Annotated in this window: 23 protein-coding genes; 8 read left to right on the plus strand and 15 right to left on the minus strand. The window is 64.7% G+C overall.

What is annotated here, in order from left to right; genetic code table 11:
- Positions 1 to 99 precede the first annotated feature (99 nt).
- From VVD49_RS06855 to VVD49_RS06910, 12 genes are all read right to left on the minus strand, one after another.
- The gene (locus tag VVD49_RS06855) at positions 100 to 573 is read right to left on the minus strand and encodes a tetratricopeptide repeat protein (RefSeq protein WP_327598392.1); all 474 of its coding nucleotides are present in this window, start codon (positions 571 to 573) and stop codon (positions 100 to 102) included.
- Positions 574 to 687: 114 nt separating this feature from the next.
- Positions 688 to 1,359, minus strand: coding sequence for a 4'-phosphopantetheinyl transferase family protein (locus tag VVD49_RS06860; protein WP_327598393.1), 672 nt, complete (start codon positions 1,357 to 1,359; stop codon positions 688 to 690).
- 273 nt (positions 1,360 to 1,632) lie between these two features.
- On the minus strand, positions 1,633 to 2,973 hold the full coding sequence (locus VVD49_RS06865) for a condensation domain-containing protein (RefSeq protein WP_327598394.1): 1,341 nt from the start codon (positions 2,971 to 2,973) through the stop codon (positions 1,633 to 1,635).
- A 210-nt stretch (positions 2,974 to 3,183) separates the two neighbouring features.
- Entirely contained in the window at positions 3,184 to 4,110 is a 927-nt protein-coding gene (locus tag VVD49_RS06870) for an alpha/beta hydrolase (RefSeq protein ID WP_327598395.1), read from the minus strand.
- 131 nt (positions 4,111 to 4,241) lie between these two features.
- Positions 4,242 to 5,015 (minus strand): ChaN family lipoprotein, encoded by a 774-nt coding sequence (locus VVD49_RS06875; RefSeq protein WP_327598396.1) that lies wholly within the window; start codon positions 5,013 to 5,015, stop codon positions 4,242 to 4,244.
- A 172-nt stretch (positions 5,016 to 5,187) separates the two neighbouring features.
- Positions 5,188 to 5,910, minus strand: coding sequence for an energy transducer TonB (locus VVD49_RS06880; protein ID WP_327598397.1), 723 nt, complete (start codon positions 5,908 to 5,910; stop codon positions 5,188 to 5,190).
- Positions 5,911 to 5,918: 8 nt separating this feature from the next.
- Positions 5,919 to 6,725, minus strand: a complete 807-nt coding sequence (locus tag VVD49_RS06885) for an ATP-binding cassette domain-containing protein (RefSeq protein ID WP_327598398.1) — start codon at positions 6,723 to 6,725, stop codon at positions 5,919 to 5,921.
- 16 nt (positions 6,726 to 6,741) lie between these two features.
- Positions 6,742 to 7,827 carry a FecCD family ABC transporter permease gene (locus VVD49_RS06890; protein WP_327598399.1) on the minus strand — a complete coding sequence of 362 codons (1,086 nt, stop codon included), beginning with the start codon at positions 7,825 to 7,827 and terminating at the stop codon, positions 6,742 to 6,744.
- The gene (locus VVD49_RS06895) at positions 7,824 to 8,747 is read right to left on the minus strand and encodes a heme/hemin ABC transporter substrate-binding protein (protein ID WP_327598400.1); all 924 of its coding nucleotides are present in this window, start codon (positions 8,745 to 8,747) and stop codon (positions 7,824 to 7,826) included. Before VVD49_RS06895 ends, VVD49_RS06890 begins: the two co-directional genes overlap by 4 nt.
- A complete protein-coding gene (locus VVD49_RS06900) occupies positions 8,735 to 9,820 on the minus strand; it encodes a hemin-degrading factor (RefSeq protein ID WP_327598401.1) in 1,086 nt (361 codons plus the stop codon). The genes VVD49_RS06895 and VVD49_RS06900 overlap by 13 nt, the downstream gene beginning before the upstream one ends.
- Positions 9,821 to 9,863: 43 nt before the next feature.
- Positions 9,864 to 12,074: a TonB-dependent hemoglobin/transferrin/lactoferrin family receptor gene (locus VVD49_RS06905; protein ID WP_327598402.1), complete on the minus strand. Its 2,211-nt coding sequence runs from the start codon at positions 12,072 to 12,074 to the stop codon at positions 9,864 to 9,866.
- Positions 12,075 to 12,650: 576 nt separating this feature from the next.
- Positions 12,651 to 13,646, minus strand: coding sequence for a helix-turn-helix transcriptional regulator (locus VVD49_RS06910; protein WP_327598403.1), 996 nt, complete (start codon positions 13,644 to 13,646; stop codon positions 12,651 to 12,653).
- 159 nt (positions 13,647 to 13,805) lie between these two features.
- Here VVD49_RS06910 and VVD49_RS06915 point away from each other — a divergent pair, with 159 nt between their 5' ends.
- The 8 genes from VVD49_RS06915 to VVD49_RS06950 all read left to right on the plus strand — a co-directional run bounded on the left by VVD49_RS06915 (position 13,806) and on the right by VVD49_RS06950 (position 22,814).
- Positions 13,806 to 15,932 (plus strand): TonB-dependent siderophore receptor, encoded by a 2,127-nt coding sequence (locus VVD49_RS06915; RefSeq protein ID WP_327598404.1) that lies wholly within the window; start codon positions 13,806 to 13,808, stop codon positions 15,930 to 15,932.
- Between the two features lie 185 nt (positions 15,933 to 16,117).
- Entirely contained in the window at positions 16,118 to 16,999 is an 882-nt protein-coding gene (locus tag VVD49_RS06920; protein ID WP_327598405.1) for an alpha/beta hydrolase, read from the plus strand.
- Between the two features lie 27 nt (positions 17,000 to 17,026).
- A complete protein-coding gene (locus VVD49_RS06925) occupies positions 17,027 to 18,133 on the plus strand; it encodes an ABC transporter substrate-binding protein (RefSeq protein WP_327598406.1) in 1,107 nt (368 codons plus the stop codon).
- Positions 18,115 to 19,200, plus strand: coding sequence for a FecCD family ABC transporter permease (locus VVD49_RS06930; RefSeq protein WP_327598407.1), 1,086 nt, complete (start codon positions 18,115 to 18,117; stop codon positions 19,198 to 19,200). Before VVD49_RS06925 ends, VVD49_RS06930 begins: the two co-directional genes overlap by 19 nt.
- On the plus strand, positions 19,197 to 20,006 hold the full coding sequence (locus VVD49_RS06935) for an ABC transporter ATP-binding protein (protein ID WP_327598408.1): 810 nt from the start codon (positions 19,197 to 19,199) through the stop codon (positions 20,004 to 20,006). The genes VVD49_RS06930 and VVD49_RS06935 overlap by 4 nt, the downstream gene beginning before the upstream one ends.
- Positions 20,003 to 20,305 (plus strand): DUF2218 domain-containing protein, encoded by a 303-nt coding sequence (locus tag VVD49_RS06940; RefSeq protein ID WP_327598409.1) that lies wholly within the window; start codon positions 20,003 to 20,005, stop codon positions 20,303 to 20,305. The genes VVD49_RS06935 and VVD49_RS06940 overlap by 4 nt, the downstream gene beginning before the upstream one ends.
- Before the next feature lie 156 nt (positions 20,306 to 20,461).
- Entirely contained in the window at positions 20,462 to 21,166 is a 705-nt protein-coding gene (locus tag VVD49_RS06945; RefSeq protein WP_327598410.1) for a hypothetical protein, read from the plus strand.
- A 196-nt stretch (positions 21,167 to 21,362) separates the two neighbouring features.
- Positions 21,363 to 22,814 carry a tetratricopeptide repeat protein gene (locus VVD49_RS06950; RefSeq protein ID WP_327598411.1) on the plus strand — a complete coding sequence of 484 codons (1,452 nt, stop codon included), beginning with the start codon at positions 21,363 to 21,365 and terminating at the stop codon, positions 22,812 to 22,814.
- 49 nt (positions 22,815 to 22,863) lie between these two features.
- Here VVD49_RS06950 and VVD49_RS06955 read toward each other — a convergent pair whose 3' ends face one another.
- From VVD49_RS06955 to VVD49_RS06965, 3 genes are all read right to left on the minus strand, one after another.
- Positions 22,864 to 23,292 carry a hypothetical protein gene (locus VVD49_RS06955; protein WP_327598412.1) on the minus strand — a complete coding sequence of 143 codons (429 nt, stop codon included), beginning with the start codon at positions 23,290 to 23,292 and terminating at the stop codon, positions 22,864 to 22,866.
- A gap of 170 nt (positions 23,293 to 23,462) precedes the next feature.
- The gene (locus VVD49_RS06960) at positions 23,463 to 24,116 is read right to left on the minus strand and encodes a HugZ family pyridoxamine 5'-phosphate oxidase (RefSeq protein WP_327598413.1); all 654 of its coding nucleotides are present in this window, start codon (positions 24,114 to 24,116) and stop codon (positions 23,463 to 23,465) included.
- Positions 24,117 to 24,135: 19 nt separating this feature from the next.
- Complete coding sequence (locus tag VVD49_RS06965) at positions 24,136 to 25,056, minus strand: LysR family transcriptional regulator (RefSeq protein ID WP_327598414.1); 921 nt, start codon at positions 25,054 to 25,056, stop codon at positions 24,136 to 24,138.
- Between the last annotated feature and the right edge of the window lie 50 nt (positions 25,057 to 25,106).

Below are 25,106 nucleotides of genomic sequence, written 5' to 3' on the forward strand. Positions count from 1 at the left end.
CATCGCGCAAGGCATCGGTGACTCACTTTGAATGCGTGGCTTCATCCTGAAAGTCTCTGGCCGATTGCGCGTTGCGCACTTCCCTGTCGAGAGGCGCTTCTATAGTGCGATTTTTTCGTCGAGCAGACCTCTTGCCTCTTCGCGGCCGGCCTCAGTGATATGGGTCGAGGAGAGGGCGTTTTGCAGGCAGCGCACTGCCCCTGACGATGAACGACGAACTCCCGTGCCAGTCAGGTAGAGCTTGGCCAGTTCAAGCGCCGCATCACCGTCACCCATCTCAGCAGCTCGCTCGAACCACTGGAAGCTCTGACGAAATCTCAAGCGCTCTCTGTAGAGAATTGCAATGTTCGATGCGGCGGCTGAATCGCCTTTGCGGTAGGCGCGCTTGTACCAGTACATTGCTTTCTCTTTATCCTGAACTGTGCCGATCCCCTCGTCATGAAAGTAGCCGAGGTTGATCATGCAACCATCGAGGCCAAGCGCTACTGCCTGGCTGAACAAGTCGAATGCTTGCGCAAGCTCTCCTTTGTCCCAGGCATCGAAGGCTTGTTGTTCGATGTTGGCTGTACTCATGTGCCGATTCCGTTCGAGTTCTGTCATTCGGTGCGAGGCGTCGAGGTGCAGATGTCCGTTGGCGAAGGCCACGAGTCTATGCGAAACGGTGCTGCATGATGCCGGGGGCCAGGCCTACGCGTGGGAGCTCGGCTCGTCCGCCAACAGTGCCAGCGCCGCAGCGTAGCCGGGCGGCATGGCGAGCGACCAGGCCTGCAAGCCCGGGCGTGGGCTGATGTAGCTGCCGTCGTCTCGCAGCATTGCCACGGGCATGCCGTTCGCCACGGAGAAGCCGGTGCCGTCGGCCTTGATCATGGCTTCCTTACCGCACCACAGTGCGTAGAAGCGGGCGCTGTCGCCTGCGCACCAGGCGCGTTCTTCGTCGCTGAAGATCGAGGACGAGAGCGTGTCCAGCGGCGCGGTACTGGCGTGGCGTTCGATGTCGATGCCTACGTCGTGCGTGGTGGAGATGGCGATCAATGCGTATTGCCCGCTGTGTGCGACGTTGAAGCGGAGCTGGCTGGCACGTAGCGCGGGTTTGCCGTGAGGGCCGTATTCAAAACGCAGGGCTGTTGCTTCGCCACCGGTTCGTTCGGCGAGGCGCTGGCGCAAGGCGGCGCGTGTGAGGGCGAAGCGGCGTGCGCTGGTGGGATGGTTGTACCAGTTGTGGCGATCCTGCTCGTCCTTGTTGAGGATGGCGAGCGCCTGCGGAAGCCGGTGAGCTTCCTCCTTGATGTCGAGGATAAATACTTCGAGGGTGTCGGGTGTGCCGGACGGGAGCGCTACGGTCTGCAATGCGATCTGCATGATGCTGGGGCGTGACGGAGGGTGGTGGCAGCGTAGCGCAACATACTGCGGTGCGGAATGCCTTGCGTCGGCTGGTGCCGTGCGTGCGAGGCGAGAGCGCAGCCGAATCCGGGTTGGGTGCCAGCAATGCGACGTGTATGCAATCGGCGTGCGTGGGTGACGGCGTAGGTCGGAAAAGCGCAGCGCCTTCCGACATCAGGTGGCTCGATGCATGCCAAGCGTGTTTGTACGCCTGGATGTCGGAAGGCGCTGCGCTTTTCCGACCTACCATGTTCAGGCGACGGCCCTGTCGCTGAGTGGCAGGTTTGGCAGCAGCGCTGCGAGACTGTCGTTGGCGCCGGTTGTCGCGAGCGTCCTGAGCCATTGCAGCAGGTCTTCGTGCAGCTCTGCGATGCGCGCCGCGCTGTATGCATTCGGGTTGGCTTCGCTGCGCAGTTGCCATTCCGAGTTCAGCACGAAGACGCTGATGTTGAGGTCTTTCACCGGGCCGGCGCTGATGGGTTCGATGCGCGATGCGAGTCCGGCGAACTGGGCGCTGCGGTCGAAGGGCAGGAGGTTCACGGCCTGGTTGAAGCAGTGGCGGCCGATGGCCATGTAGCCGAGGTCCATGCGGATCCAGCCGTAGCGGTAGTAGGTGTGCGGGCGGATGGCGCGCATGTTGGTGGCGAGCTGGCCGCTGAGGCTCTGCATGTCGTCGTCGGCGTTGATGCGGATGCTCATGGGCACGATGTTCATCGCCATGCAGGGCACGCCGAGGGCGGGCGTGCCGAGGCGGTTCATGACGGGCAGGCCGAATGTGAGTTCGCTCTGCCCGGATTGCTTGGCGAGCCACAGGCCGATGGCGGCGAGCATCCAGCTGCCCCAGTCCTGGCCGCAGCTTTTCGCAGCGGTGCGCAGGGTGTCGATCTCGGCGTTGCTGATGCGCGTGTCGCAGCGATGCAGCTCATCGGAGAAGGCTGCGGGTGGCGCGATGGTGGCGGGAGGTGGAGCCTCTTGCTGGTTGGCCAGCCAGAAGGCCTTGTCCTTGTCGAAGCCGCCGTTGGCCTTGTAGGCCTGCTCGGCCTGCGTGACCTTTTCGAGTGTCCAGTCTGGCAGTGGCAGTAACTGAGATGCGAGCGCTTCGCCCTTGACGCGCGCGCTGTAGCGCTCGGCGATGAGCTGGCAGACGAGGCCGTAGCCGTAGCCGTCGAGCGCGATGTGGTGCACCTGCAGGTACCAGAGGTGGTGATCGTCGGCGAGCTGCAGGAGGGCGCTGCGGTAGAGCAGGTCTTCGGTTGGCTTGCACAGCGTGGCGAGGGATTGGGCTATCCAGTTCTGTGCGGCGGTGGCTGGACAGGCTTCGTTGCGGAAGTCGTGCACGGCGAGCGGCGGCGTGGCGGCTTGCAGCGGAATCTGCCACAGGCCGGTGTCGTCTTCCTCGAAGCGGCGATGCAGGGTGTCGGCGTTGTTGAGCACTTCGACGACGGTGTCGGAGAGGGCCTTGACGTTGAGCGGGCCACGCAGCGAGATGGTCTCGGCGGTGAGCATGGTGGGGCTCGCGGGCGACATCTTCTGCGCTACCCAGATGCCATATTGGGCGGTGGTGGTGCGGAGGCGTGTGGGAAGAATACTCATGTCGAACCTCTCTGCATCAGTGTTGGTGATGACGGGCGTGGGGTGTAGTCCGTAGGGTGGGTTCGCGAAGCAACCCACCGCCGTTCGTTGCGCACGATGGTGGGTTGTCGCTTTTGCTCCGAACCCACCCTACTTTCGTCATTCCGGCGAAGGCCGGAATCCAGAGTCGTTGCGTGCGTCTGGATCCCGGCCTTCGCCGGGATGACGAGCTCACGGTGCGAACGCGAAATCCACGACACGTCGCGCACCATGCATCAGCATGTCGTGGTGGTCATGGCCGGCGACGCTCTGGAATTCGAAGCCGAGATTCGGCACCTTGGCTTCGGTCAGCACGCGGCCGAACTCGCGCACGTTGTCGACCATGGCGCGGGTCTGCAGGCGTTTCTTCGTGGCTTCGTCCGCAAATTTCTCGGGGTATTGCTCGTCCATGCCGACGGTGATCATGACCTTGGCTGGCTGCGCGAATTGCAGTGCGGCGACGCGTTGCGGCAGTTGGCGGAGCGCGTAGTTTTCGCCGAACCAGAGGGAGGGGCTGGCAGCCCAGTAGCGCTGGAAGAACTGTGGCTGGGTCTCCAGGGTGTGCAGGGTGAACAGGCCGCCGTAGGAGAAGCCGAACAGGGTATGGCGCTGCGGGTCCATCTTGAAGCGCTCGGCGATGACAGGGCGCAGTTCGACGGTCAGGAACTTGAGGAAGCTGGCCGCGCCGCCATGACGTGGCGAGAGGGCATCACCGGTCTTGGTGCCGGGCGGTAGCTCGGGGGTGTAGTCGAGGGCGCGGCCGTTGACGTCGATGATCTGGCCGTTGGTGTAGCCGATGGCGACGACGAGACCGGCAGGTTCGTCACCGATCTTGGCGAGGTACTGCGCACTGTCGGTCGGCGATGCCGGGCGGGGGCGCATGAACTCGGTGATGGGGAAGCTGGCGAGACCGTCGAGCATCCACAGCGTCGGGTAGCCGCTTGCAGGCGCAGCCTTGTGCGGCAGGCCGACGAGGATGCGATAGCGCTGGCCCGTGTACTTCGAGTCGATCTCGAAGCTGACGCTGCGAGAGAGTTGTGCGGGCTGCCAGCTGGCGGGCAGCGGTGCGAGCGTGCTGTAGTCGGCCGTGGCGGCCTGGGCGAAAGATGTGATCGGCATGCAGAGTCCAAGGAGGATCGCGCCGCGTCGGGCAAGGCTTGAGAGTCGGGCGAGCGGGGTGGATGAGGGCATGAATGCGGGGTCCGGGTTGGATCGGGTGGTGAGCCTGAGGGGTGGGATGCCTGCGCGTATCACTTCGGCGTGAAGTCGCAGGCCTGGTCCGGCGCAGGCGTGCCGAACGCAATACTGATGACGGGTTGCAGCGTGCCTCCCTGGCGCAGCCAGTAGGCAACGCCGATGTCCTGACGCACGTGGCCGTTGCCGGCCAGCAGCACCACGCCTTGCGCGGCGTAGGGCGCGATGAGTTGTGCCATCCAGATGTCGCGCGCGACCTGTGCGTTGGTCATGCCGGTGACGAGATTGGCGGGCAGCTTGTTGCAATGCCCTTCGATGATCTCTTCGCGCTGCGGGACCAGCACCGCATCAGGCAGCGGCCTGTCGAGGCCACGCGCTTGCATCGTCGCGCTGTCGAAGCTGGCGGCGAAGCCGTTGCGCACCACCTGGGTGGCGTCGGCGCGCGAGAGGTTCACGGCGATGATGCGTAGCTGATGGCGTAGCGCGAGTTCGAGGACGGGCTTGTAGAAGTCCCAGTTCCAGTTCGGCAAGCGCAGGCCGGGCGTGGCGAGAATGCAATCGGCATTGGTGCAGCTTTTCAGGGCAGCGTCGAGTGCGGTCTGGTTCTCGCGGTCGAATTGCTCCATGCCGATGGCGGGGCGCCAGCCTGCCTCGATGAGGGACTGCAGATAGGCGAAGCGTTCGCGGTGGCCGTCGGCGCTGTCGTGGACTTCACCGAGCAGCAGGACTTGCGCGCGGTTTGTCGTGAGTGCCTGCGGCGTGGGGCGTGTGCTTGCGCAGCCTGCGAGCAGGGTGATGAGGAACGTGAGAGCGAGGAAGAATTTCTTCATACAGGTGATGTTCTTGAAGTCCGTGCCGTGAGGTCGGCTCTCCGTGCAAATTCAATCCTATGTCGGAAAAGCGCAGCGCCTTCCGACACCGGGTGTTCTAACGGGGGCATCCGTGCTTTTGCGTCTGGATGTCGGAAGGCGCTACGCTTTTCCGACCCACGAATTCATGGGCTCATTCCACGGTGAACCGTACCGGAAACTCGACCCAGCTTGCGAGCTGCAGATTGCCACGACGCGAAGGGACGAAACGCCACTGGCGTACGGCGCGCTCGGCCGCTTCGTCGAGCAAGCGGAAGCCGCTGCCCTTGACGATGCGGATCTCGCCGGGGCGACCGTCGGCCTCGGTCCACACGCGGAACAGCACGACGCCGCCGATGCCTTGCTCGCGCATGAGCATCGGGTAATCCGGCTTGGGGTTGTATGCGTAGTCGGGGCGGCCTTGTTGCAGCGGGGCTTCCACGGCTGCCACGGGCTCGGCAGGTACGGCGCGGGCCGTGGCACTGCTGGTGGCGATGCTGGCAGGCGTGGTTGCGGCTGCTACGGGTTCGACGATTGCGGGTGTTGCCGCTGCGGGCGTGAGGGCTGGGCTCGTTGTTGCCACGGGTGCCGCAGCGCGGGCCGCGATGACGGGCGCTGGCGTGTTGCTGCGTGCGGGTTGTTGCGCTCTGGCAGGTGGGGGCAGGGATGGCGGCTCTGGCGATTCGAGCGGCGTGCCGGGCAGCAGGTGAACCTGGATCAAGGTGTTGTGCGCGCGCTGCACGAGTGGCGTGATCGAGGCGAGCGGCCACTCCATGCTCAGCAGCGCGGCGACGATCAGCACATGCAGCAGCGCTGTGACGGCGATGGCCGTGCCCCTGTCTGTCCTGTCGCCCACGCCGCCCTTTGCGCTCGCCATGATCAGCATCATCCGTTTGCCGTGTTGCGCGCAGTGCGACGTGTCGGCATGACGACGAGATTGCCGTCAGGGCTCTCCAGCGAAGTCAGCGCGACGCCATAGAGCGCTTCGAGATGCGGCAGGGCGCGTGCATCGGCGGGCAGGTCGCCGACCAGCTCACCTTGCTGGATGAGTAGCAGGCGATCGAAGCCTTGCAGCGCGTGATTGATGTCGTGCAGCACGGCAACGATGGCGTGGCCGCGTTGCGCAGCGAAGCCTTCGAGTTCGTCGAGCAGTTCGAACTGCAGGCCGGGGTCGAGCGCGGCGAGCGGCTCGTCGACCAGGATCAGCCCGTCCTGTCGGTCCCACAGCTGGGCGAACACGCGCGCCAGTTGCACACGGGCTTTCTCGCCGCCCGACAGCGTGTCGAAGCGGCGGCCGAGCAGGTGTGCGGCGTGGGCATGCGTTGCGGCTTGCCGCACGATGTCGTCGAGTTGCGGATCGTGACGGCAGGCGACGCGACCGAGGCCGATGATCAGGTCCGTCTCGAGGCCGAAAGCGACTTCCATCGATTGCGGCAGCACCGCGCGTCGACGACTCAGCTCGGCGAGCGTCCAGCTGGCGAGGCTGCGTTCGTCGAGCAAGGCACTGCCGCGAATGCAGGCCAGCTCGCTGGCCATGAGGCGCAGCAGGGTGGACTTGCCGGCGCCGCTGGGCCCGAGGATGGCGATACGCTCACCCTGGTCGATATTCAGGCTGAAGGGGCCGAACTCACGGCGCCCGAGGCGCATGCAGGCGGCATCGAGTTGCAGCAGGGCGGTGCGGGTGGTTTTCATCAACACGGGCCGCTCCTCAACCGATGCGGCGGCTGGCGCTGCGCAGGATGAGCAGGAAGAACGGCGCGCCGAGCAGCGAAGTGAAGATGCCGACGGGAATCTCGGCCGGAATGGCGACAGTGCGCGCCAGCGTATCGGCAACCAGCAGCAGCAAGCCGCCCAGCAGGGTCGACAGCGGTACGAGGCGACGCAGATCGGAGCCGACCCAGCCGCGGATCATGTGCGGGGCGATGAGACCGAGGAAGCCGATGATGCCGGTCCACGCCACCGCGAAACCGCACACCAGTGCCACCAGCAGCACGACGCGACCGCGCAGCTTGCCGACGTCGACACCGACATGCGCCGCCGCCGCCTCACCGAGTGCGAGGGCATTCATGCTGCGTGTCAGGCGGCGTAGTGCGAGCAGCGAGAAAGCGAGCAACGCAGCAGCAATGCCGACCAGGGGCCAGCGCGCGCCGGCCAGCGAACCGAGGGTCCAGAACGACAGCGTGCGCAGCTGTTCGTCATTGGCGAGATAGGTGCACAGGCCGATGACGGCAACGGCAATGGCATTCAGTGCCATGCCGGTCAGCAGCAGGCCGGCGATGGAGCCGGGGGTGAGCCAGCGCGAGCCGTAGTCGAGCAGCAGGCACACGCCGAAGGCGCCAGCGAACGCGGCGGCCGGGAGCAGCCAGATGCGCCAGCCGGCGGGCAATGGCAGATGCATGCTGGAGACGACGACGATGGTCAGCGCAGCGGCACAGGCCGCACCGCTGGTGACACCGAGCAGGCTGGGGTCGGCGAGTGGGTTGCGGAACAGTCCCTGCGTGAGCGCACCGGAGAGCCCCAGCGTGCCGCCAATGAGGATGGCGAAGACGGCACGCGGCAGGCGCAGGTTCCACAACACGTAGCTGCCGCCCGGCGTGCTGCCGCTGGCGTCGGCCCACAAGGGCGTCAGCCAGTCGCCCGCACTGACGGCCACGGCGCCGCTCTGCACAGCGATGAAGATACCGATGCCGAGCAAGACGGCGAGGACGGCACCGGCAGGCAGTCTGCGCAGATGCAACCACGCCGCTGACTGCGCGAGGTGCACCGTGGCCGCAGCAGGGACGCCGCTGCTCATGCGCTGAGTGCCTTGGTGACGGCGCCATTGAGCGTCGCGACGGCGGTGGGCAGGCGCGGGCCGAAGCCCAGCAATTGCACAGCTTCCTGCGACACGATGCGGCGCGCGCGGCCTGCCGGCGTCTGGTCGAGCCCCGGCAGCTTGAGGATGCCTTCCACACCACCGCTGGCGGTGAGGCCCTGGTCGGTGAGCAGGATCACATCGGGTTGTGCGGCGACCACCGCTTCCGGCGTGAGCGGCTTGTACCCGGTGAAGGCCCCCGGCCCGCTGATGGCGTTGATGCAGCCGGCATAGGCAATCATCGCGTCTGCTCCGGTGTCGCCGCCGCCGACCATGATCTGGTTGGGCGAGTGCGCGAGGATGAACAGCACGCGTGGCGCCTTGGTGCCGGATTTTCCTGCCGCGTTGCGGGCGGCGGCCTGTGTCTTGACCTGCGTCGTCGCTTGCGCCCATTCCTGTTTCAGGCGCTGTGCGAGCTGCGTCGCCTGTGGGCCACGGCCGGTGATCTCGCCGACGCGCGTGACGCGATCGATGAGGCCCTCGAAACGATGATTGGCAGCCAGCACGTTGATCGGCACGCCGGCAGCGGTGATCTGCTGCAGCACGCCGGGCGGGCCGGCCTCTTCGGTGGCGATGAGTTGCGTCGGTGTCAGCGCCAGCACGCCTTCGGCCGACAGCGAGCGGGCATAGCCGACGCTGGGCAGCTTCTGTGCGCTGGCGGGGTAGAGCGAAGTGGTGTCCACGCCGACGAGGCTGTCGCCAGCCCCGAGTGCGTAGACGATCTCGGTGAGCGCGCCGCCAACGCTGACCAGGCGCATGCGGCCGGCCGCATGCAGGGCCGGCATGCCGCCGAGCGACAGCGTGCACAGCGCGGCCAGTTGCTTGAGCGCGTTGCGGCGCGGCTGCATCAGGTCGCGCATGACACCGGCTCCTGCAGCAGCTTGTCGATCAGGCCGCGCCATTCACAGAGTTCCGGCTTGCCGGGCTTGCGCTCGCCGAAGAACATGGCAATGGTCTCGCCCTGTGCATCGAAGAGTTCGAGCGAAGTCACCATGCCGTCGGTGGTCGGCTTGCGCACCACCCAGGCGTCGACGATGTGGTCTTCGCGCAGGTGCAGGTTGAAGCCCTGGTCGAGCACGTTGAGCCACGGACCCATGACGGCAATCTTCTTCACCGGGCCGCTGTGGATCTGGATCATGCCGGGGTTGCCGACGAAGACCATGATGGCCACGCCCTCTTGCGCTGCATCGTCGAGGACCTGGTGCGCGCTGGCCACTTCCACCTTCTGCACGAAACGCGGCTCGGCGAGGCGCAGGGCCTGCGTGCGCGACACGCCGAACTTGCGCAGCACGCCGAAGAACTCATGGGTGTCGCGCAGCGAGGCCCAGGCCTGGCGGAAGCCGGCCACGTCGATGTCGCCATCCGGCGTTTCGGGCGTGGCAGCCGCAGGCGCTTGCGTGGTGATGCCGGCCAGCTGGTCGGCATGCGTGAAGCGGGTGACGAGTGCGGCCCACGCAGCGAGATCGGTCGGTGCCTTGGCGAAGATCTTGTGGATCGCCGTGCCGCTGGCATCGAAGAACTGCAGGCTGCGCTGCGTGCCATCGGGCGTGACTTCTTTGACTGCGAAGCCATGCGCCCATTGCTGGTAGAACACGCGCAGGTCAATCTCGCCGCCCAGCACGAGGCCGACGTGCGCGTTGTGGCTGGCCTTGCGGTAGACGCCTTGCTTCTCGTGCACGCAGGAGGCGTTGCGCGTCAGCGCCATGACTTCGCCGAGCGGCTCCAGCGACTCGATGATGTCGGACCAGCTGGCCTGCAGGCGCGTGGCCTGCAGGGGTGACTCGTCCACAGGCGTGTGGGTGAAGTCGGCATGCGCCGCAATCAGCTCGCCCTCGGATATGGCGAGCTTTTCGGCGATGTCGCGATGACGTGCGCGGCCTTCGCTGCGCATGCGGGAAAACGCCTGACGTATGGCTTGATGTGTGTTCGACATTTGGCTATCTCCTTGGCTGGTCGGTTGGCTATCGGGCGTGATCTCAGAAGTCATAGCGGGCTGAGATCGAGGCGTTGCGGCCCGGTGCGGTGTAGGCGTCCTTGATGGTGCTGTTGTCGGCCAGGCCGCGCGTGTCAGACCAGCGCCAGTACTTCTTGTCGAAGACGTTGTTGAGCGTTGCGAAGATGCTCAGGTTGCGCGTGGGCTTCCAGTAGGCACCCAGGTCGAGAATCGTCCAGGCAGGCGTTGCGTAGGCGGGCGTGGTGGTGGTCGAAGTGACCGGTATGCCCGTGGTATCGCTCTGCTTCTTGGCTGCGCTGTAGGTCACCGTGGCACGTGCGCCCCAGGCTGCGTCGTCGAAGCGCAGACCGCCGACAGCCTTCAGCGGCTGGATGGTGTCGAGCGGCTGGGTGATGCCATTGGTCTCGGTCGTGCCCTTCATGTAGGCGAGGCCGGCATTGGCCGTCCAGCGTGTCAGGAACGCGTACTCGCTGCGCGCTTCCCAGCCACTGATCCTGGCCTTGCTGTAGTTCACGTACTGGTAGACCGAGGGGTTGGCGATGGTGCCGGCGCCGCTGACGACGGTTTGCGAGATGAAGTCCTTGTAGCGGTTTTCATAACCCGCCAGCGAGTAGCGCAGGCCGGCAACCTGGCCGCGGAAACCCGCTTCGAAGCTGTCGGCATGCTCGGGCTTGAGGTCCGGGTTGCCGACGCTCTTGTAGCCGGAGGCGAGGTTGGTGAAGCCGTTGTTCACTTCGTCAGGCGTTGGTGCGCGGAAGCCCTGCGAGTACTGCGCATACGGTGCGAACGCGGGCACGAGGCGCCAGACCACGCCGAGGCGTGGCGTTACCGCCTGGTCGGACAGGGTCGTGGCTGCGCCGACATAGCCATCGCTGGAAGGCGTGAGCTTGTAGCTGTCGAAGCGCAGGCCGGGAATGACGCTGAACTTGCCGAGCTCGATTTCGTCCTGCACGAAGGCGCCGAGCAGGGTGTACTCGGTATCCGGGAAGGGTTTGGTCGGGAAGGTTTCGCCGAACGGTGGCACGGTGCCGTCACGCACGCCGGTGAAGTCCGACTGGCTCATGTCGACGCCATATGTGACGCGCTGGTTGACCGCGCCGGTGAAGTTGCTCTCGAGCTGCGTCGACAGGCCGACCACCTTCTGCGTGTAGGTGTTGTCGCGCGTGCGGTCGACGGAGGTGAGGCGGTCTTCGGCGGAGAACTGCTGGACCGTGGCGTCCTGCCAGTAGAGGCGTGTTTCGGCGCGCTGCAGCCAGCTGCCGTTGAGGTCGGTGTAGCGGTGTTCCAGCGAGACGCGGTCGCGGCGGATCTGGTCGTCGGTGTCGAGATCGATGACGCTGGCGGCGGTGAGTGGTGGCACCGAGCGGCCCGAGTACACCTCGGTGGCCTGTTTGCGATTCTGCGTCTCGAAGGTCAGGCCGAGCTGTTGCGTCGGCGTGATGGCGTAGGCGACTTTGCCAAGTGCATAACTGTTGTCGTAGTCGAGCGGGTTCGGCTTGGTACGGTTGGCATTCTGCGAGTTGTCGCTGCCCTTGTTTTCGACTTCGTTGCCCTGGCGATAGCTGGTCAGCAGCAGGCCCTGCCAGCCGCCAGACTTGCCGGCGCCGGCCAGCGTGCCGTTCCACGAGTTGTCGACGCTGGCATAGCCACCGCGCACGAAGCCGTTGAAGTTGCTGCCGGGCTTGAGCAGATCGGACGGGTCGAGCGTGCGGAAGCTCACCGCGCCGGCGATGCCATCGCTGCCGTATTGCGTGGAAGACGGGCCGCGCAGGATTTCGGCGCTCTTCAGGCCGTCCACGTCGAGGAAGTCGCCACGCCCGGTGGAGAAGGAGGCAAAGCTGAAGCTGTTTGGCAGACGGATGCCGTCGACCAGCATCAGCACGCGATTGCCTTCGAGACCACGGATGTTGATGCCCTCGCTACCGGCACGGCCGGTGGCGGCACCCGCGGCGGTGAAGCGGCTCGGTGCGGTGCGCACGGAGACATCCAGCTCTTCGCTGAAGGCGTCCTTCAGGTCGCGGGCGTTCTTCTCTTCAATGCTCTTCTTCGTCGTGACGGTGACCGTGTTGGGTACGTTGTCGACGCGACGTTCAGTGCGCGTGGAACTGACGGTGACTTCGTTGAGGCGGGTGACCTCGGTATCCGGCGTGGTGGTTTGCTGGGCCAGTGCGACGACCGGGGTGATGCCCCAGGCCATGCCGAGCGCCAGCGCGAGCGGAGTCTTGCGCAGCACGATGCTTTTCCTTATTGGATTGAGCACTGGCTGGCGACGGCGGGCTGGTGCGGGTGTTACGGAGGGTGTTCAGGGCAAACCGGCCGGAGCCGCGACAGCCTGTTTGCGGCAGTGTCAGTGCTGCAACGGACAGGTGCGTCTTGCTCGTGGCGTCTTTGCGCTACGTTAAACATACTAATGCGAATTGTTCGCATTAACAATACGGTTTTGTGTATTTTTATGCGGCAGACGTACGAAAGGCGGCTGGGGCGGGGGTGGCCTTGCGTGGCGATGCCGAGCGTGTTTTGTGCAGGTCGGAAAAAGGGAAGAGGCGGCACGGCTGTGATGCAGGTCGGAAGAGCGTAGCGCCTACCGACAGCCGAAACCACGAACACGCCCGGCTCCCCTTGGGCGCCCGATGTCGGAAGGCGCTGCGCTTTTCCGACCTACGAATGACGGGCTTCGCGGCGTGCGTCGCCAATCTCTGCAGGGGGCTTGCGAAGGTGGCGGCTCATCCAGTGCGCTTGGCAAGAGTCCGTGAAGAGCCTCCGGCAGCGTCCGAGTCCCCTGCTGAATGAAAGACTTCTGCTTCTACTGCTACTTCGCGCGCGCCGCCGTGCTCGGGCTCACGCCGAAGCGTCGCCGGAAGGCCGTAGCGAAGTTGGCTGCACTGCTGTAGCCGGCGAGTTCAGCGGCTTGCGTAACGCTCAGGCCGTCACGCGCGAGCGCAGTGCGTGCCGCGTCGAGGCGCCTGCTGCGCTGGTAGGCAAAGATGCTCATGCCCTGGATGGCGTGGAACTGCTGTTGCAGCGAGCTGGCATTGAGGCCGGCGTGGCGGGCGATGGCGGCAAGATCGAGATCGTCTGCTGCGCCGGAATCCAGCCATTCGCACAGGGCCGTGATGCGGGCGCGCACACGTGGGGCGAGCTTGTTGTTGTCTTCGGGCGGCGGCGTGAACAGGTCCACGAAGCTCTCGGTGACCAACTCCAAGGCGCGGCTTTCGATATAGAGATGCTGCAGGGCGGCCGAGAAAACCGGTGGGTGGATCATCTGCTGCGCGATGGTGGTGGCGCGCGTGCTGGGCCGCCAGCGGTGCACATTGAGATGGTGGCGGCGGAAGCTTGCCAGGCCATCGGCGTCCAGCCCGCTGGCGTCGAGCCAGGCGGGGCTCATGGTGACGACGACCTTGCGCTCGTGATTGCCGCGGCGCGAATGGCGCACGAATTGTTCGGGCTCGGCCAGCGCGATGAGGGCGCCGTCGGGCTGGCCCGAAGCGCCGAGCACGACCGGCTTGCTGCCGAAGCAGGCCTGCGCGTGGCCCGCGACCAGCACGACGAGGCTCAGGCCTTCTTCCAGCGTGGCTTCCGTACGCATGTCATACAGGTCGACCACGTCGACGCATTTGGTACGCAGGCCTTCGCGCAGGCAGTCGATGCGGAAATGGCCGGACAGGATGGCCACGTTGCTGGCGACATCCGGGCGCTCTACGCGGTAATGCGGGCGATGTGGCGCAACAGCCGCGATGAGCTGTTCGCGATTGACGCTATTCGAATGGGCGGCGTTGTCGAGCGTGGATTCGGGAAGTAATCGCAAAGCTTTCTCCTGCAAAGGCTTTCCTGTGTGGCGCAAAGGTGGCCAGGACCTCGTGCATGGATAATAGCGACAAATCACGTTAATGCAAATCATTCGCATTTGATCTTAGACAAGTCACTAGAAAGCCCGCAGGAGATGTGGGCACGGGAGTTCTTCAGTATGTCCAGCAAGCGTCTTCACCCCGCGCGCAGCACCCTTGCGCTCGCCATTCTTGCCGCCTTGAGTGGCGGTGCCAGCTTCGGCGCGTTTGCCGCCGACGCCGCGACCGAGCCTGCCGTGGCGCCGGTCGTGGTCAAGGCCGAGCGCACCCAGACCAGCCAGGGTTACGGCGCGGCGACGGCCAACATCGGCGGCAAGGGCGATGTGCCACTGAAGGAAATCCCGCAGTCGGTGACGGTGGTGACGCGTGATCGCATGGACGACCAGAACATGGTGCGTCTCGAGGATCTCGCACGCCGCACCACCGGCATGCTGGTGCTGGCCAATGACCAGGGCCGCTCGTCCATCGTCGTGCGCGGCTTCGAGCTGGACTCCTATCTCATCGACGGCCTGCCAGCGCCGCTGTCGAGCATCTACGGCACCCAGCCGGACCTGTACATTTTCGATCGCGTCGAAGTACTGCGCGGCCCGGCCGGTCTCTACAACGGTGCAGGCGAACCTGGCGGCACGGTCAATCTGGCACGCAAGCGCGCGCTGAAGGACTTCGGCATCAATGGCTCGCTGTCGCTGGGCTCATGGGATACGCGTCGTATCGAAGCCGATGTCACGGGCTCGTTGAATGCAGATGGCAGCGTGCGTGGCCGTGCGGTCGCCGCCTACCAGCAGAAAGAGTCCTGGGTCGACGTCAACCAGAATGAGAACTCTGTCGTCTATAGCACGCTGGAATTCGATCTGACGCCACGTACCACGCTGTCGCTGTCCGTCACCGGCGCGCAGAGCAACGTCACGCCTTTCAACGGCTTGCCGACCACTGCGACAGGTCAGCTGCTCGACGTGGATCGCTCGACCTTCATCGGTGCCGACTGGAACCGCTTCTCGAACGATTCCACCGAAGGTTTTGCCGAGCTCGTGCATCGTCTCGATGCTGGCGGCGAACTCAAGGCTTCGGCGCGCTACGTCGATCGCTCGGTGGACTTCAAGTACGCCTACGCCGGCAGCGCGACCAATGCGCAGGGCAATGTCTCGCGCACCGCCATTGCCCGCGAATACGAAGAGAAGTCGCTGGCTGCCGACGCACACTGGAGCCAGCCTTTCACGCTGTGGGGTCTCAAGCAGAACTTCGTTGCAGGTATCGACTACCGCAAGTATGACCAGACCACGTTGTCGGGCGCTGCCAATCCGGCGGGCACCACCAACGTCTACACGCCGACCTACAACTGGCCCGAGCCGAACATCGCCCTGACCAGCCGCACCTATGTCGATCCGCATCAGTACGGTGTCTACGGCAACCTGCGCATCAAGCCATGGCAACCACTGACGCTGATCGCTGGCGCCCGTGTGTCCTGGTACGAAAGCACCACGACCAACCTGGTCAACAACACCAGCACCAAGGTGGTCATCAACAACCAGTTCACGCCTTATGCGGGTGTCGTGTATGACCTGACCGACAACTGGTCGGCCTACACGAGCTACACCACGATCTTCCAGCCGCAGACCAGCCTCACACAGAGCGGACAGACCATCGATCCGCGTGAAGGCAACAACATCGAAGCGGGCGTGAAGGGCGAGCATTTCGGCGGCCTGCTCAACTCGCAGGTGTCGGTCTATCGCCTGCGCGACAAGAACCGTGCGGTTGCCGTGCCGAGCACGGCGTACTTCGTCGCCAACGGCGAAGCCGAAGTGAAGGGCGCCGAAGCGGAACTGTCGGGCCGTCTGCTGCCAGGTTGGGAAGCCAGCATCGGCTACGCCTACACGCAAACGGAATACATCTCCGGTAGCGCAGGCCAGGCAGGTACGGCTTACTCGACCTATACGCCACGCAACAGCGTCAATCTTTTCACGCGCTACGACTTCCTCAACGGGCCGCTGCAAGGGGCTTACGTCGGGGGTGGCGTGCGCGGCATGAGCAGCTTCTACACGCTCTCCGGCGCTGTGCGCATCGAGCAGGAGTCGTACTCGGTGGTCGATGCACTGGTGGGCTACAAGTTCTCGCCGAAGGTGGACCTGTCGCTGACGATCAACAACCTGCTCGACAAGAAGTACTACCAGCGTGTCGGTGGTACGACCGTGTTCAACTTCTACGGTGAGCCGCGCAGTTTGTGGTTGAAGACTGCAGTGAAGTTCTAGGGTGTCGATAGGCAGCCTCATCGCTTCCCTTGTAGGAGCGGGCTATGCCCGCGACACCACGCGTAGAACAAGTGTCGGGGCTGCGATGCAATCTGCGTGGTCGCGGGCATGGCCCGCTCCTACAGATGAGCGCAGCTGAGTGGTACGTTTTCGCTAGTTCAATGAAAAGATTTCTTGTCTGTCTGATGATGCTCTGCACGGGCGCCGCGACGTTTGCTACGTCAGCGGCGCCCGTTGTCTTGCCGCGCGCCGAGCAGATCGAACTGCATTCCACGCGCACCGGCGATGACTTCCGCATTCTCGTCGCCCAGCCCGAGACGCCGCCCCCGGTCGGTGGCTATCCCGTGGTGTACGTGCTGGACGCGGATCTCGTCTTCAATAGTGTCGTCGAGACCATGCGCATCCAGGCGCGCCGGCCGCAGGCTACGGGCGTGCTGCCGGCCTTGATCGTCGGCATTACCTACCCGGAGAAGGACAATGCCATCCTGCGCCGTGCCGTCGATTACACACCGACACCTCTCGCTGCTCCCGCGCCGGAGATGAGCGCGGCGATGCGCACGGCAGGTGGCGGCGCAGATCGCTTTCTCGACTTCATCGATCACGAGTTGCGCCCGCTGATCGCGCAGCGCTACGCGACTGATGCTTCGCGCCAGGTGCTGTTCGGACACTCACTGGGTGGCCTGTTCGTGTTGCACGCATTGTTCAAGCGACCTCAGGCCTTCACGCACTACGTCGCCGCCAGCCCTTCATGGTGGTGGAACGAGGCCGTCATGGCGGAGCAGGAGAGCGCCTTTCGCAAGCTGCCGGATGCGGCACGCAGCGGGCGGGCCCTGTTGCTGACCGTTGGCGAATTCGAACAGCAGCCAAGTCGCTTCTCCGACAACATGCCCGGCGGCATGGCGACGCTGACGCGTCGCGCCATGGTCGATAATGTTCGCGCCGTCGCGACTCACCTGAAACCTCTCGCCGGCCTGCGCGTCGAAGCGCTCGAAATCCAGGGCGAGAACCATCTCTCCAGCCTGCCACAGGCCATCAACCGCGGCTTGCGCTTTGCGCTCGAGCCTTGACCCTGCATCGTCAAAGAAATAGCTCATATGTCATATAGATTGATTGCCACGGCGCTTCTGTGCCTCGTCCCCTTCGCGGCAACGGCGCGTAGTGTTACCGACCTTGCCGAGCGCACCGTGCAGGTGCCCGACAAGGTCGAGCGCATCGTGCTGGGGGAAGGGCGTTTCCTCGTGGCGCTGGGCCTGCTCGAAGGCGCGGAGCTGACCAAGCGCCTCGTCGGCACCATGGGTGAGTTCTCCATGCTCGATCCCGACGGCTACGCGCAGTACCGCAAGAGTTTCCCCGCTCTGGAAAAACTGCCGCTGGTTGGCCAGACCTCGAGCGACAGTTTCAGCGTCGAGAAGGCCATCTCGCTCAAGCCGCAGGTGGCGATCTTCGGCCTCGAAGGGCATGGCCCGTCGCCCGCCAATACGGATGTCATCTCGAAACTGCAGGCCGCAGGCATCGCCGTCGTGTTCATCGATTTCCGCAAGGACCCGCTGGCCCATACCGAGCGCAGCATGAAGGTGCTGGGACAGGTGCTGGGGCGCGACAAGGAAGCGCAGGCTTTCACCGATTTCTACCGCACCGAGCTGGCGCGCGTGACGGACGGGCTCAAGGGCGTGACGAAGAAGCCGCGGGTCTTCCTCGAGAGCCGCGTGGGTCTGCGTGAGGAATGCTGCGAGACCATGGTGAACGGCATGATGGGGCGCTTCCTCGATGCAGCGGGTGGCGACAATATGTCGCGTGCGCTGGTGCCAGGCCAGGTCGGCGTGGTGAATCTCGAGTATCTGCTCAGCCAGCAGCCCGACATCTACGTTGCAACGGCCATCGGCAACAGCGTCGCCGGCGCGGGCTCGAAGCGCATCCTGATGGGGGCTGGCGTCAATGCAGCGGCCGCGCAACAGTCGCTGGCCAGTTCGCTCAAGCGCAACGGCATCGCCAGCCTCAAGGCGGTGAAGTCGGGCAATGCGCATGCCATCTGGCACCACTTCTACGATTCACCGCTCAACGTCGTGGCGGTGCAGGTCTTCGCCAAGTGGTTCCATCCCGAGCGTTTCGCGGCGCTCGATCCCGCTGCTACGCAAGCCACGCTGTACAAGCGCTTCCAGCCCCTGCCGCTGGATGGCACTTATTGGGTGTCCGCACCTTGAGTGATGCGCTCACCCTGCCGGCCACGGCTTCGCTGGCTTCGGCCTATGCCAGCATCCGCGCCAGGCGCGTACTGGTGTTGCTGGTGCTGGCCGCCGTGCTTGTCGCTTCACTGCTCTACGACATTGCCAACGGGCCTGCCGGCCTGCCTGTGAAACAGATCATTGCCGGCCTGTTCGATCCGGCCGCGCTGGACGATGGCCAGCGCGTGATCCTGTGGGACATCCGCTTGCCGTACGCCTTGATGGCTGTCCTCGTCGGTGCCGCACTCGGTCTGGCCGGTGCAGAGATGCAGACGGCATTGGGCAATCCGCTGGCCAGCCCGATGACGCTGGGCGTGACGGCCGCGGCGACGCTCGGTGCGGCGCTGGTCGTGGTGTTCGACCAGAAGATCGCCGCCGCGGGAATTGGTGGCAACTATGCGGTGACGCTGGGTGCGTTCATCTTCGCCGCAGCCTGTTCGCTGCTGGTGCAGGCGCTGGCACGTGCTTTCGGAGGTTCGTCGGGCGCGATCGTGCTGTTCGGAATTGCATTGTCATTCGCCATCAACGCGCTGGTGTCGGTCGTCGAGTTCGTGGCCGAAGCGGGCTCCCTGCAGCAGATCGTTTTCTGGTCGATGGGCTCGCTGGCGCGTGCCGACTGGAACAAGCTCGCCATCATCGGCGTGGTAGTCGCCATCTGCCTGCCCTGGTCGTTGCGGAGTGCCTGGGCGATGACGGCGCTGTGTGCCGGTGAGGAGCAGGCGCGCGCGCTGGGCATCCCCGTCGAGCGTCTGCGCCTCGTGACCCTGTTGCGCGCCAGCCTGCTGGCGGCGGTGGCGGTGGCCTTCGTCGGCGCCATCGGCTTCATCGGTCTCGTCGCGCCGCATCTCGCGCGACTCGCACTCGGTGAGGATCACCGTTTCTATCTGCCGGGCGCGGCACTGGCGGGCGCAGTGGTGTTGTCCTTGTCATCCATCGCCAGCAAGAGCGTGGTGCCCGGCCTCGTGTTGCCGGTGGGTATCGTCACCGCGCTGGTGGGAGTGCCGCTCTTCATCGGCCTGATCCTCGTGCAGAGGCGCAGCCTGTGAGCTGGGGACTGGAAGTAAAGGGCCTCGGCGCGGGTTATCGCCGCCGCGCCGTGCTGGGCGACGTGAGCCTGGCGACCATCAACCCTGGCAGCGTGGTGGCCCTCGTCGGTGCCAATGCCTCGGGCAAGTCAACGCTGTTGCGCACCTTGGCGGGCCAGCTGCCCGCCATGGCCGGCAAGGCCGAGCTCGACGGCATCGATCTGCTCGGGCTGGATGCAAGCACGCGCAAACGCATGATCGGCTACATGCCGCAGTCGCTGCCTTCAGGTGGTTCTTTGTACGCGTGGGAAGCGGTGATGGCCGCCAGCCGGGCGACGCGGCCGGAGCTGTCGCAGGCCGAGACCGAAGCGCAGCTGGAGCTCGTCTTCAAGCGATTGGGTCTGGCCGCGCTGGCAGTGCGCAAGCTCAGCGAGCTTTCCGGCGGCCAACGTCAGATGGTAGGCCTCGCGCAGCTCGTTGTGCGCCAGCCGCGCCTGATGCTGCTCGACGAGCCGACCAGTGCGCTCGACCCACGCTGGCAGCTCGAGGTCTTCGACGTGGTGCGTGCGCTGACCCACGAGACGGGCGCCATCGCCTTGCTGGCGATCCACGACCTCAACCTCGCCTTGCGCTTCTGCGATCACGTCGTCGTCCTGGCCGGCGGGCGGGTGATTGCCGATGGCAGTCCGCACGAGGCAATGAATGCGCAGGTGCTGTCGGATGCATATGGAATAGAAGGGCGCGTCGAGCAATGTTCGAACGGCAGCACCATCGTGCTGGTCGACCGCGCGCTGTCACGAACCAATCCAGGAGACCTATCAACATGATCGTTCAGGAAGCCCGCATCGCCACCGAACTGCCGGGGCGCATGATCCTGAAGCTGTGCAAGCACTTCCGCCACAAGGTGCCCGCAGAATTCGACGAGCATATCGGCCGCGTCGACTTCCAGCCCGGCCTGTGCATCTTCACCGCCGAGGCCGAGGCGAAGACCCTGCACATCCGCATCGAAGGCGCGGACGAGAAGGAGATCGGCCGCATGCACTACGTGCTGGAAGATCACATCCAGCGCTTCATGCGCGACAGGTCGATGGCGCTGCCCTGGTTGACGATCACGACGCCTGGCTGACGCACCGCCGCTGGATCAGTACATTCCCTGATTTTTCCGAAGCATTCCTGAGAAAACGCAAGCGCGGCCTTGGCTGCCCGGTCTATTCTGGCCGGCTTCAAGTGCCCGTCGACTCCTGCCGTTAAGCAGGAGTCGCTTCGTTTACGGAACAGCCAAATGAAAATCAGAACATATAGCGCCTTGTTCATGCTGCTGAGCACCCCCGTCTTTGCAGGCCGTCCGCTAACCACCGAAGATGCCGGATTCATAGAGAAGGGCGGGGTCGAGCTCGAGGCCTATTACCACCGCCAGACGGAGCCCGAGACACCAAAGCTGACTGGCTTTCACCTGCAACCCAGTGTGGGTATCGGCTTCAATACGCAGCTTGGCCTTGGTGTCGATTATTCGCGTCAATACAACGCCGATTTCGATGCAACCAAGAGCAGCGGCGCATTTGCCCTGGTTGGCAAGACGGGTCTCAAGGAGCTGACGGACGATGCGTATGGCATCGCCATTGCCTACAGCGTCGACCGCACGCGCGCACCCGGCGAAAGCTTCCGCTACGACAATGCCGCGATCAATGGCGTGGTCACCGTGCCCGTCCAGCAATGGCTGTTTCACGCCAACCTGGGCTGGGCGCGCTCGCGTCTCGCAGCTACGAATGCAACCACCTGGGCGGTGGCAGCCGAGCGCACCGGTGCCATCGGTCCGGTGGATCTGGCGGCCGAGACCTATGGCAATGATCACGATCCCGCCTGGGTGGGGGTCGCCGCGCGCTGGGTGGTGAAGGAGGATCGGTTCTTCATCGATGCTTCTTACGCCGTGCAGACCGGCAGCTCGCGCGCCAAGTTGCTGACCATCGGCACGAAGCTGGCCTTCTGAGCCGACGCGCAGACCGATAAAGGCGCTGATGACAAGCGGCGTCACCCGCGTGAGCCCGTTCATGATCTTGTGGTTGAGCGCATGCACGGCTTCACGGGCAGGGTGATCGCTGCCGTGGCGTGAGGGCGGCATAATCAGCCACGCCTGCATGCCCTGCCCTGGGGCTTGCCCGCGTTCCTTCTGTCACGGAGTCGAAATGAGTTCAAGCACCCTGCACGCGGGCGAGCGCGCCATCGTGCCGTTCTGGAATCGCGTCCCGTTGTTTTTCCTGTTTCCCTTGCACCTGTCCATGCTGGGGCGCGTGGCCCTGTTCAGCGCCCTGACGGCGATTGGCGTGTTTGCGAAGACGCCTGCGATGATCGTCATCGCCATCCTGGGTCTCAGCGTGCTGGCCTGGATCGGCTTTCTGCGCTTCGGCAGCCGCGTGCTGTCCGAGACCTCGCTGGGGCATCTGGCACCGCGCCATTACTCGCAGTACCCCGACGACTCCCTGGCGTACATGCCATTCAAGATTTTTGCGCTGTTCATCGTGGCAGGGCTGCTCGTTGCGGTACTGGGGGTGATGTTCGGCGGCACGGTGGCCATCGGGGCCAACATACTGGTGTCGCTGATCACGCCTGCTGCAGTCATCGTGCTGGTGGTCAGCCGCAGCCTGTTCGCCGGCCTCAACCCGCTGGCCTCGCTGAGCGTGATGTCCGCCATCGGCAAGCCTTACCTCCTGTTGTGCGTCTTCCTCTTTTCGCTGTCCACGGCGCAGGGCTTTCTGAGCGCGCAGTTGCTCGGTGCTGTGCTCAAGCCGCTCATCGCGCGCTGGGAAGAGATCCAGGTCGCGATGCAGGCCATTTCGTCGCAGGCAGATGCGGACGAGGCCGGCGAGATGATGAATGCATTCATGGCCGATCTGCAGCGCCTCAAGCCGCGCTTTGCTGCAACGCTCTTCCTGATCAGTGCGGTCGCCATGTACTTCACGCTGATTGCGTTCAACCTGCTCGGCTATGCGACCTACCAGTACCACGCCAAGCTGGGGCTGGAAGTCGACGAAGTGCCGGACGCCACGCGCCGCGGCGTCAGCCAGGCCGAGCTCGACCCGGATGCGAAACGCATTGCCGAGCTGATCGGAGCCGGCAAGATCGAGCAGGCTTTGGACATCGCCTACGAAGCGCAGCGCCTCGACGCCGAGAACGTGCCGGCACAGGAGCGCTATCACAAGCTCCTGCATCTGGCGGGCAAGGACGATCGCCTGGTTGGCCAGACCAATCGCTTGCTGCCGCTGCTGTTACGCCAGGGCAAGAAGCACAACGCGCTGGAGGTGCTGCGCCGGACCATGGAGCGCCAGCCGCTGTATCTGCCTGAGCAGGCTGAGCAGATACTGGCGATGGCCGAGATCGCGCGTGGCGAGCGGCAACCCAAGCTGGCCATGATGTTGCTGGCGGGTTTCGAGCAGAAATGGGCGCGCAGCTTCCTGTTGCCAGAGGCGTTGTTCCTCAGCGGGCGCATTCTCTGCGAGGACCTGCGTGACGATGCGCGGGCAGATGGATATTTCGCCCGTGTATGCGAAAGCCACGCGACGCACCCGCGTGCGCTGGAGGCCCAGCGCTTCCGCGAAGTGCTGGCGCGCATGGCAAGCAGCCCGGTTGCCGCGGGTTAAGGCCTGCGCAGGCGCCGGGTTTCGGGTCGCGCAGCGGGTCGGTGTGTGATCAGAGCATGGACAGCGGCAACTGGCCGCTGGCCGCATTCACGTGCTCTTGCGCCTGGGCCAGCAGGCGCTCCCTCACCTTGTCTGCGATCGCCGCTTCAACCGCCGTGCGTTCTTCGGGCGGCATCTTCGCGACGTCTTCTTCCGTCAGACCCATTTCCTTGAGAATCGCCTCGCGCATGCGCTGCTCCGGCGTCTTGTTGAGGTAGTCGCGTAGCTCCTTCACCGCAGCGGCATTGGCGTCTTCTGTCTTGCTTGTCTTGCGTGCGGTACTGCCTGTGAGGCCGTTGTCGGTCGCCGTGGAGATGGCTTCGTCGAGTTGCTGGCGGGCCGTCGCGAGCAGCGACTGGAAGCCGCTAAGGGTCGCGTCGGTGGCGTTGCTGGTGGAGAGGGTGGTGGCGGCTGTGTCGAAGCGCGTGTCGATTTTCATGGCGAGTGTCCTGCGGAAGCTTGCGCAGGAGTTTGCAAAAGCTGTGCCATTGCCTTGCCCGCCTGCTGGCCGCAGTTTCACGGCGACGCGCTTGCCTGTTCTGGCAGTTATTGCCGGCAGCTGATCCTGTTGCGGCAAGCCTTGCTGGCCGCGATCAGCTGATTACCCGCTTACGTCGTCAGGGCGACCAGCGCCTGCGTGGCGAGTGTATCGAGTGCGGCAATGGAGGTGGCGACAGCGCCAAAGGCCTGGCGCACGCGCAGCCCGCTCACCGTGCAATCGATACCGTAGCGGTCTGCACCGAGCAGCTGGACATTGTCGGGCAAGGTCGTTTGCAAGGCGCTCAGCAGGGCGATTTCGTCTGCTGCTGACAAGGCGTGCACGCTGCGCCAGTCATCGCTTTCCAGCCAGCCCATGCGGCCAGGCCCGCTGATGAAACGCAGCCTTGCCGCTTGCATGCGGAAGAACATGAAGTCCAGCGCAAGGTAGTCCTCCGCTTCGGGCAGGTAACGCAGGTAGCGCGCGACCAGCTCTGCCGAGGGTTCGAAGCGTTCGCAGTCGCCCTGGATGCTGACGCGAGCCGCTGCCTGCACATTGTCTGCATCGGCCTGCACGACGGACAGGCTGGTACGTGGGTCGGCCAGCACGTTCTTGGTGTGCTCGGCCAGCGCGCTGATCAGGAGGATCGGGCAGTGCGCCTCGTCGAGGATGCAGGGCACGACGCTGGCATACGGGTAGCCGGGCATCTGCAGCGACTGTGTGGCGAGCGTGGCCTGGTCGGCATGGTGCAGGAGGTGGATGACTTCGTCGGCAGCGATTTTCATGCGGTCTCCAGCGTCATTGTCATAGCAAGGTGATGCCCGGCAAGGTGAGGAAACAGCTCTCACGCGTCATGCTGACGAAGTCCGCCAGGTAGGGGCGTTGCGAAGTCTCCGCGCTGCAGGTGGCGTACAGCTTGCCGAACAAGCCCTGTGCGTTGATCTTCACGGCACTCACGTACTTGCGTTCAAGATAGTTCTGGACTGCCCACAATGGCAATGCGGCGATACCACGACCGCTGGCAACGAGCTGCAGCATGGCCACCGTCAGCTCGGTGCTGCGGCGTGCGGGCTTGATGCCGGCCGGTGTGAGCACCTGGCGCATGATGTCCAGCATCTCGTCGGGCACCGGGTAGCTGATCAGCGTCTGGTCTGCGAAGTCCTGCGCGGCCACGAAACTGCGGCTGGCGAGCGGGCTGTCGTTGGCGACGATGGCGACGATCTCGTACTGGAACAGCGGGTGGAAGTCGACGCTCTCGCTGGCGTCATATTCGGAGACGATGGCGAGGTCGGCGCGGCTCTGGTGGATCAGCCCGACCGGGTCGGCATGGAAGCCGGAGACGATATCCAGTTCCACCTCCGGCCAGCGCGGCCGGAAGATGTCCATGGCCGGCATCAGCCAGTCGAAGCAGGTATGACATTCCACTGCGATGCGCAGGCTGCCGGTGACGCCCTGCACCTGCCGACTGATGTCGCGCTCGGCCGCATCCACGGCGGGCAGCACCTGGCCAGCCAGCGTCAGCAAGCGTTCGCCCGGCGCCGTGAAGCGCAGGGGCAGCGACTTGCGTTCGAACAGCGGCGTGCCGTACTGGTCTTCCAGCACCTTCAGCTGGTGCGACAGGGCCGATTGCGTGAGGTTGAGCAGCTGCGCGGCCCGCACGAGACTGCCGGCGTCGCGCAGGGCTTGCAGGGTCTTCAGATGGCGCAGTTCGAGGAGGGATTGCATCTATTGGCCTTTGTGATTGGCGGGGCATCGCTCATCGAAACCCGTTCATG

Source organism: Uliginosibacterium silvisoli (assembly GCF_036017035.1).
Lineage (GTDB): Bacteria > Pseudomonadota > Gammaproteobacteria > Burkholderiales > Rhodocyclaceae > Viridibacterium > Viridibacterium silvisoli.

Bases quoted from the DNA above. Each gene is read 5' to 3' on its own strand.
- VVD49_RS06855 (WP_327598392.1), bottom strand. From the start codon at position 573: ATGAGTACAGCCAACATCGAACAACAAGCCTTCGATGCCTGGGACAAA.
- VVD49_RS06860 (WP_327598393.1), bottom strand. From the start codon at position 1,359: ATGCAGATCGCATTGCAGACCGTAGCGCTCCCGTCCGGCACACCCGAC.
- VVD49_RS06865 (WP_327598394.1), bottom strand. From the start codon at position 2,973: ATGAGTATTCTTCCCACACGCCTCCGCACCACCACCGCCCAATATGGC.
- VVD49_RS06870 (WP_327598395.1), bottom strand. From the start codon at position 4,110: ATGCCGATCACATCTTTCGCCCAGGCCGCCACGGCCGACTACAGCACG.
- VVD49_RS06875 (WP_327598396.1), bottom strand. From the start codon at position 5,015: ATGAAGAAATTCTTCCTCGCTCTCACGTTCCTCATCACCCTGCTCGCA.
- VVD49_RS06880 (WP_327598397.1), bottom strand. From the start codon at position 5,910: ATGGCGAGCGCAAAGGGCGGCGTGGGCGACAGGACAGACAGGGGCACG.
- VVD49_RS06885 (WP_327598398.1), bottom strand. From the start codon at position 6,725: ATGAAAACCACCCGCACCGCCCTGCTGCAACTCGATGCCGCCTGCATG.
- VVD49_RS06890 (WP_327598399.1), bottom strand. From the start codon at position 7,827: ATGAGCAGCGGCGTCCCTGCTGCGGCCACGGTGCACCTCGCGCAGTCA.
- VVD49_RS06895 (WP_327598400.1), bottom strand. From the start codon at position 8,747: ATGCGCGACCTGATGCAGCCGCGCCGCAACGCGCTCAAGCAACTGGCC.
- VVD49_RS06900 (WP_327598401.1), bottom strand. From the start codon at position 9,820: ATGTCGAACACACATCAAGCCATACGTCAGGCGTTTTCCCGCATGCGC.
- VVD49_RS06915 (WP_327598404.1), top strand. From the start codon at position 13,806: ATGTCCAGCAAGCGTCTTCACCCCGCGCGCAGCACCCTTGCGCTCGCC.
- VVD49_RS06920 (WP_327598405.1), top strand. From the start codon at position 16,118: ATGATGCTCTGCACGGGCGCCGCGACGTTTGCTACGTCAGCGGCGCCC.
- VVD49_RS06925 (WP_327598406.1), top strand. From the start codon at position 17,027: ATGTCATATAGATTGATTGCCACGGCGCTTCTGTGCCTCGTCCCCTTC.
- VVD49_RS06940 (WP_327598409.1), top strand. From the start codon at position 20,003: ATGATCGTTCAGGAAGCCCGCATCGCCACCGAACTGCCGGGGCGCATG.
- VVD49_RS06945 (WP_327598410.1), top strand. From the start codon at position 20,462: ATGAAAATCAGAACATATAGCGCCTTGTTCATGCTGCTGAGCACCCCC.
- VVD49_RS06950 (WP_327598411.1), top strand. From the start codon at position 21,363: ATGAGTTCAAGCACCCTGCACGCGGGCGAGCGCGCCATCGTGCCGTTC.
- VVD49_RS06955 (WP_327598412.1), bottom strand. From the start codon at position 23,292: ATGAAAATCGACACGCGCTTCGACACAGCCGCCACCACCCTCTCCACC.
- VVD49_RS06960 (WP_327598413.1), bottom strand. From the start codon at position 24,116: ATGAAAATCGCTGCCGACGAAGTCATCCACCTCCTGCACCATGCCGAC.
- VVD49_RS06965 (WP_327598414.1), bottom strand. From the start codon at position 25,056: ATGCAATCCCTCCTCGAACTGCGCCATCTGAAGACCCTGCAAGCCCTG.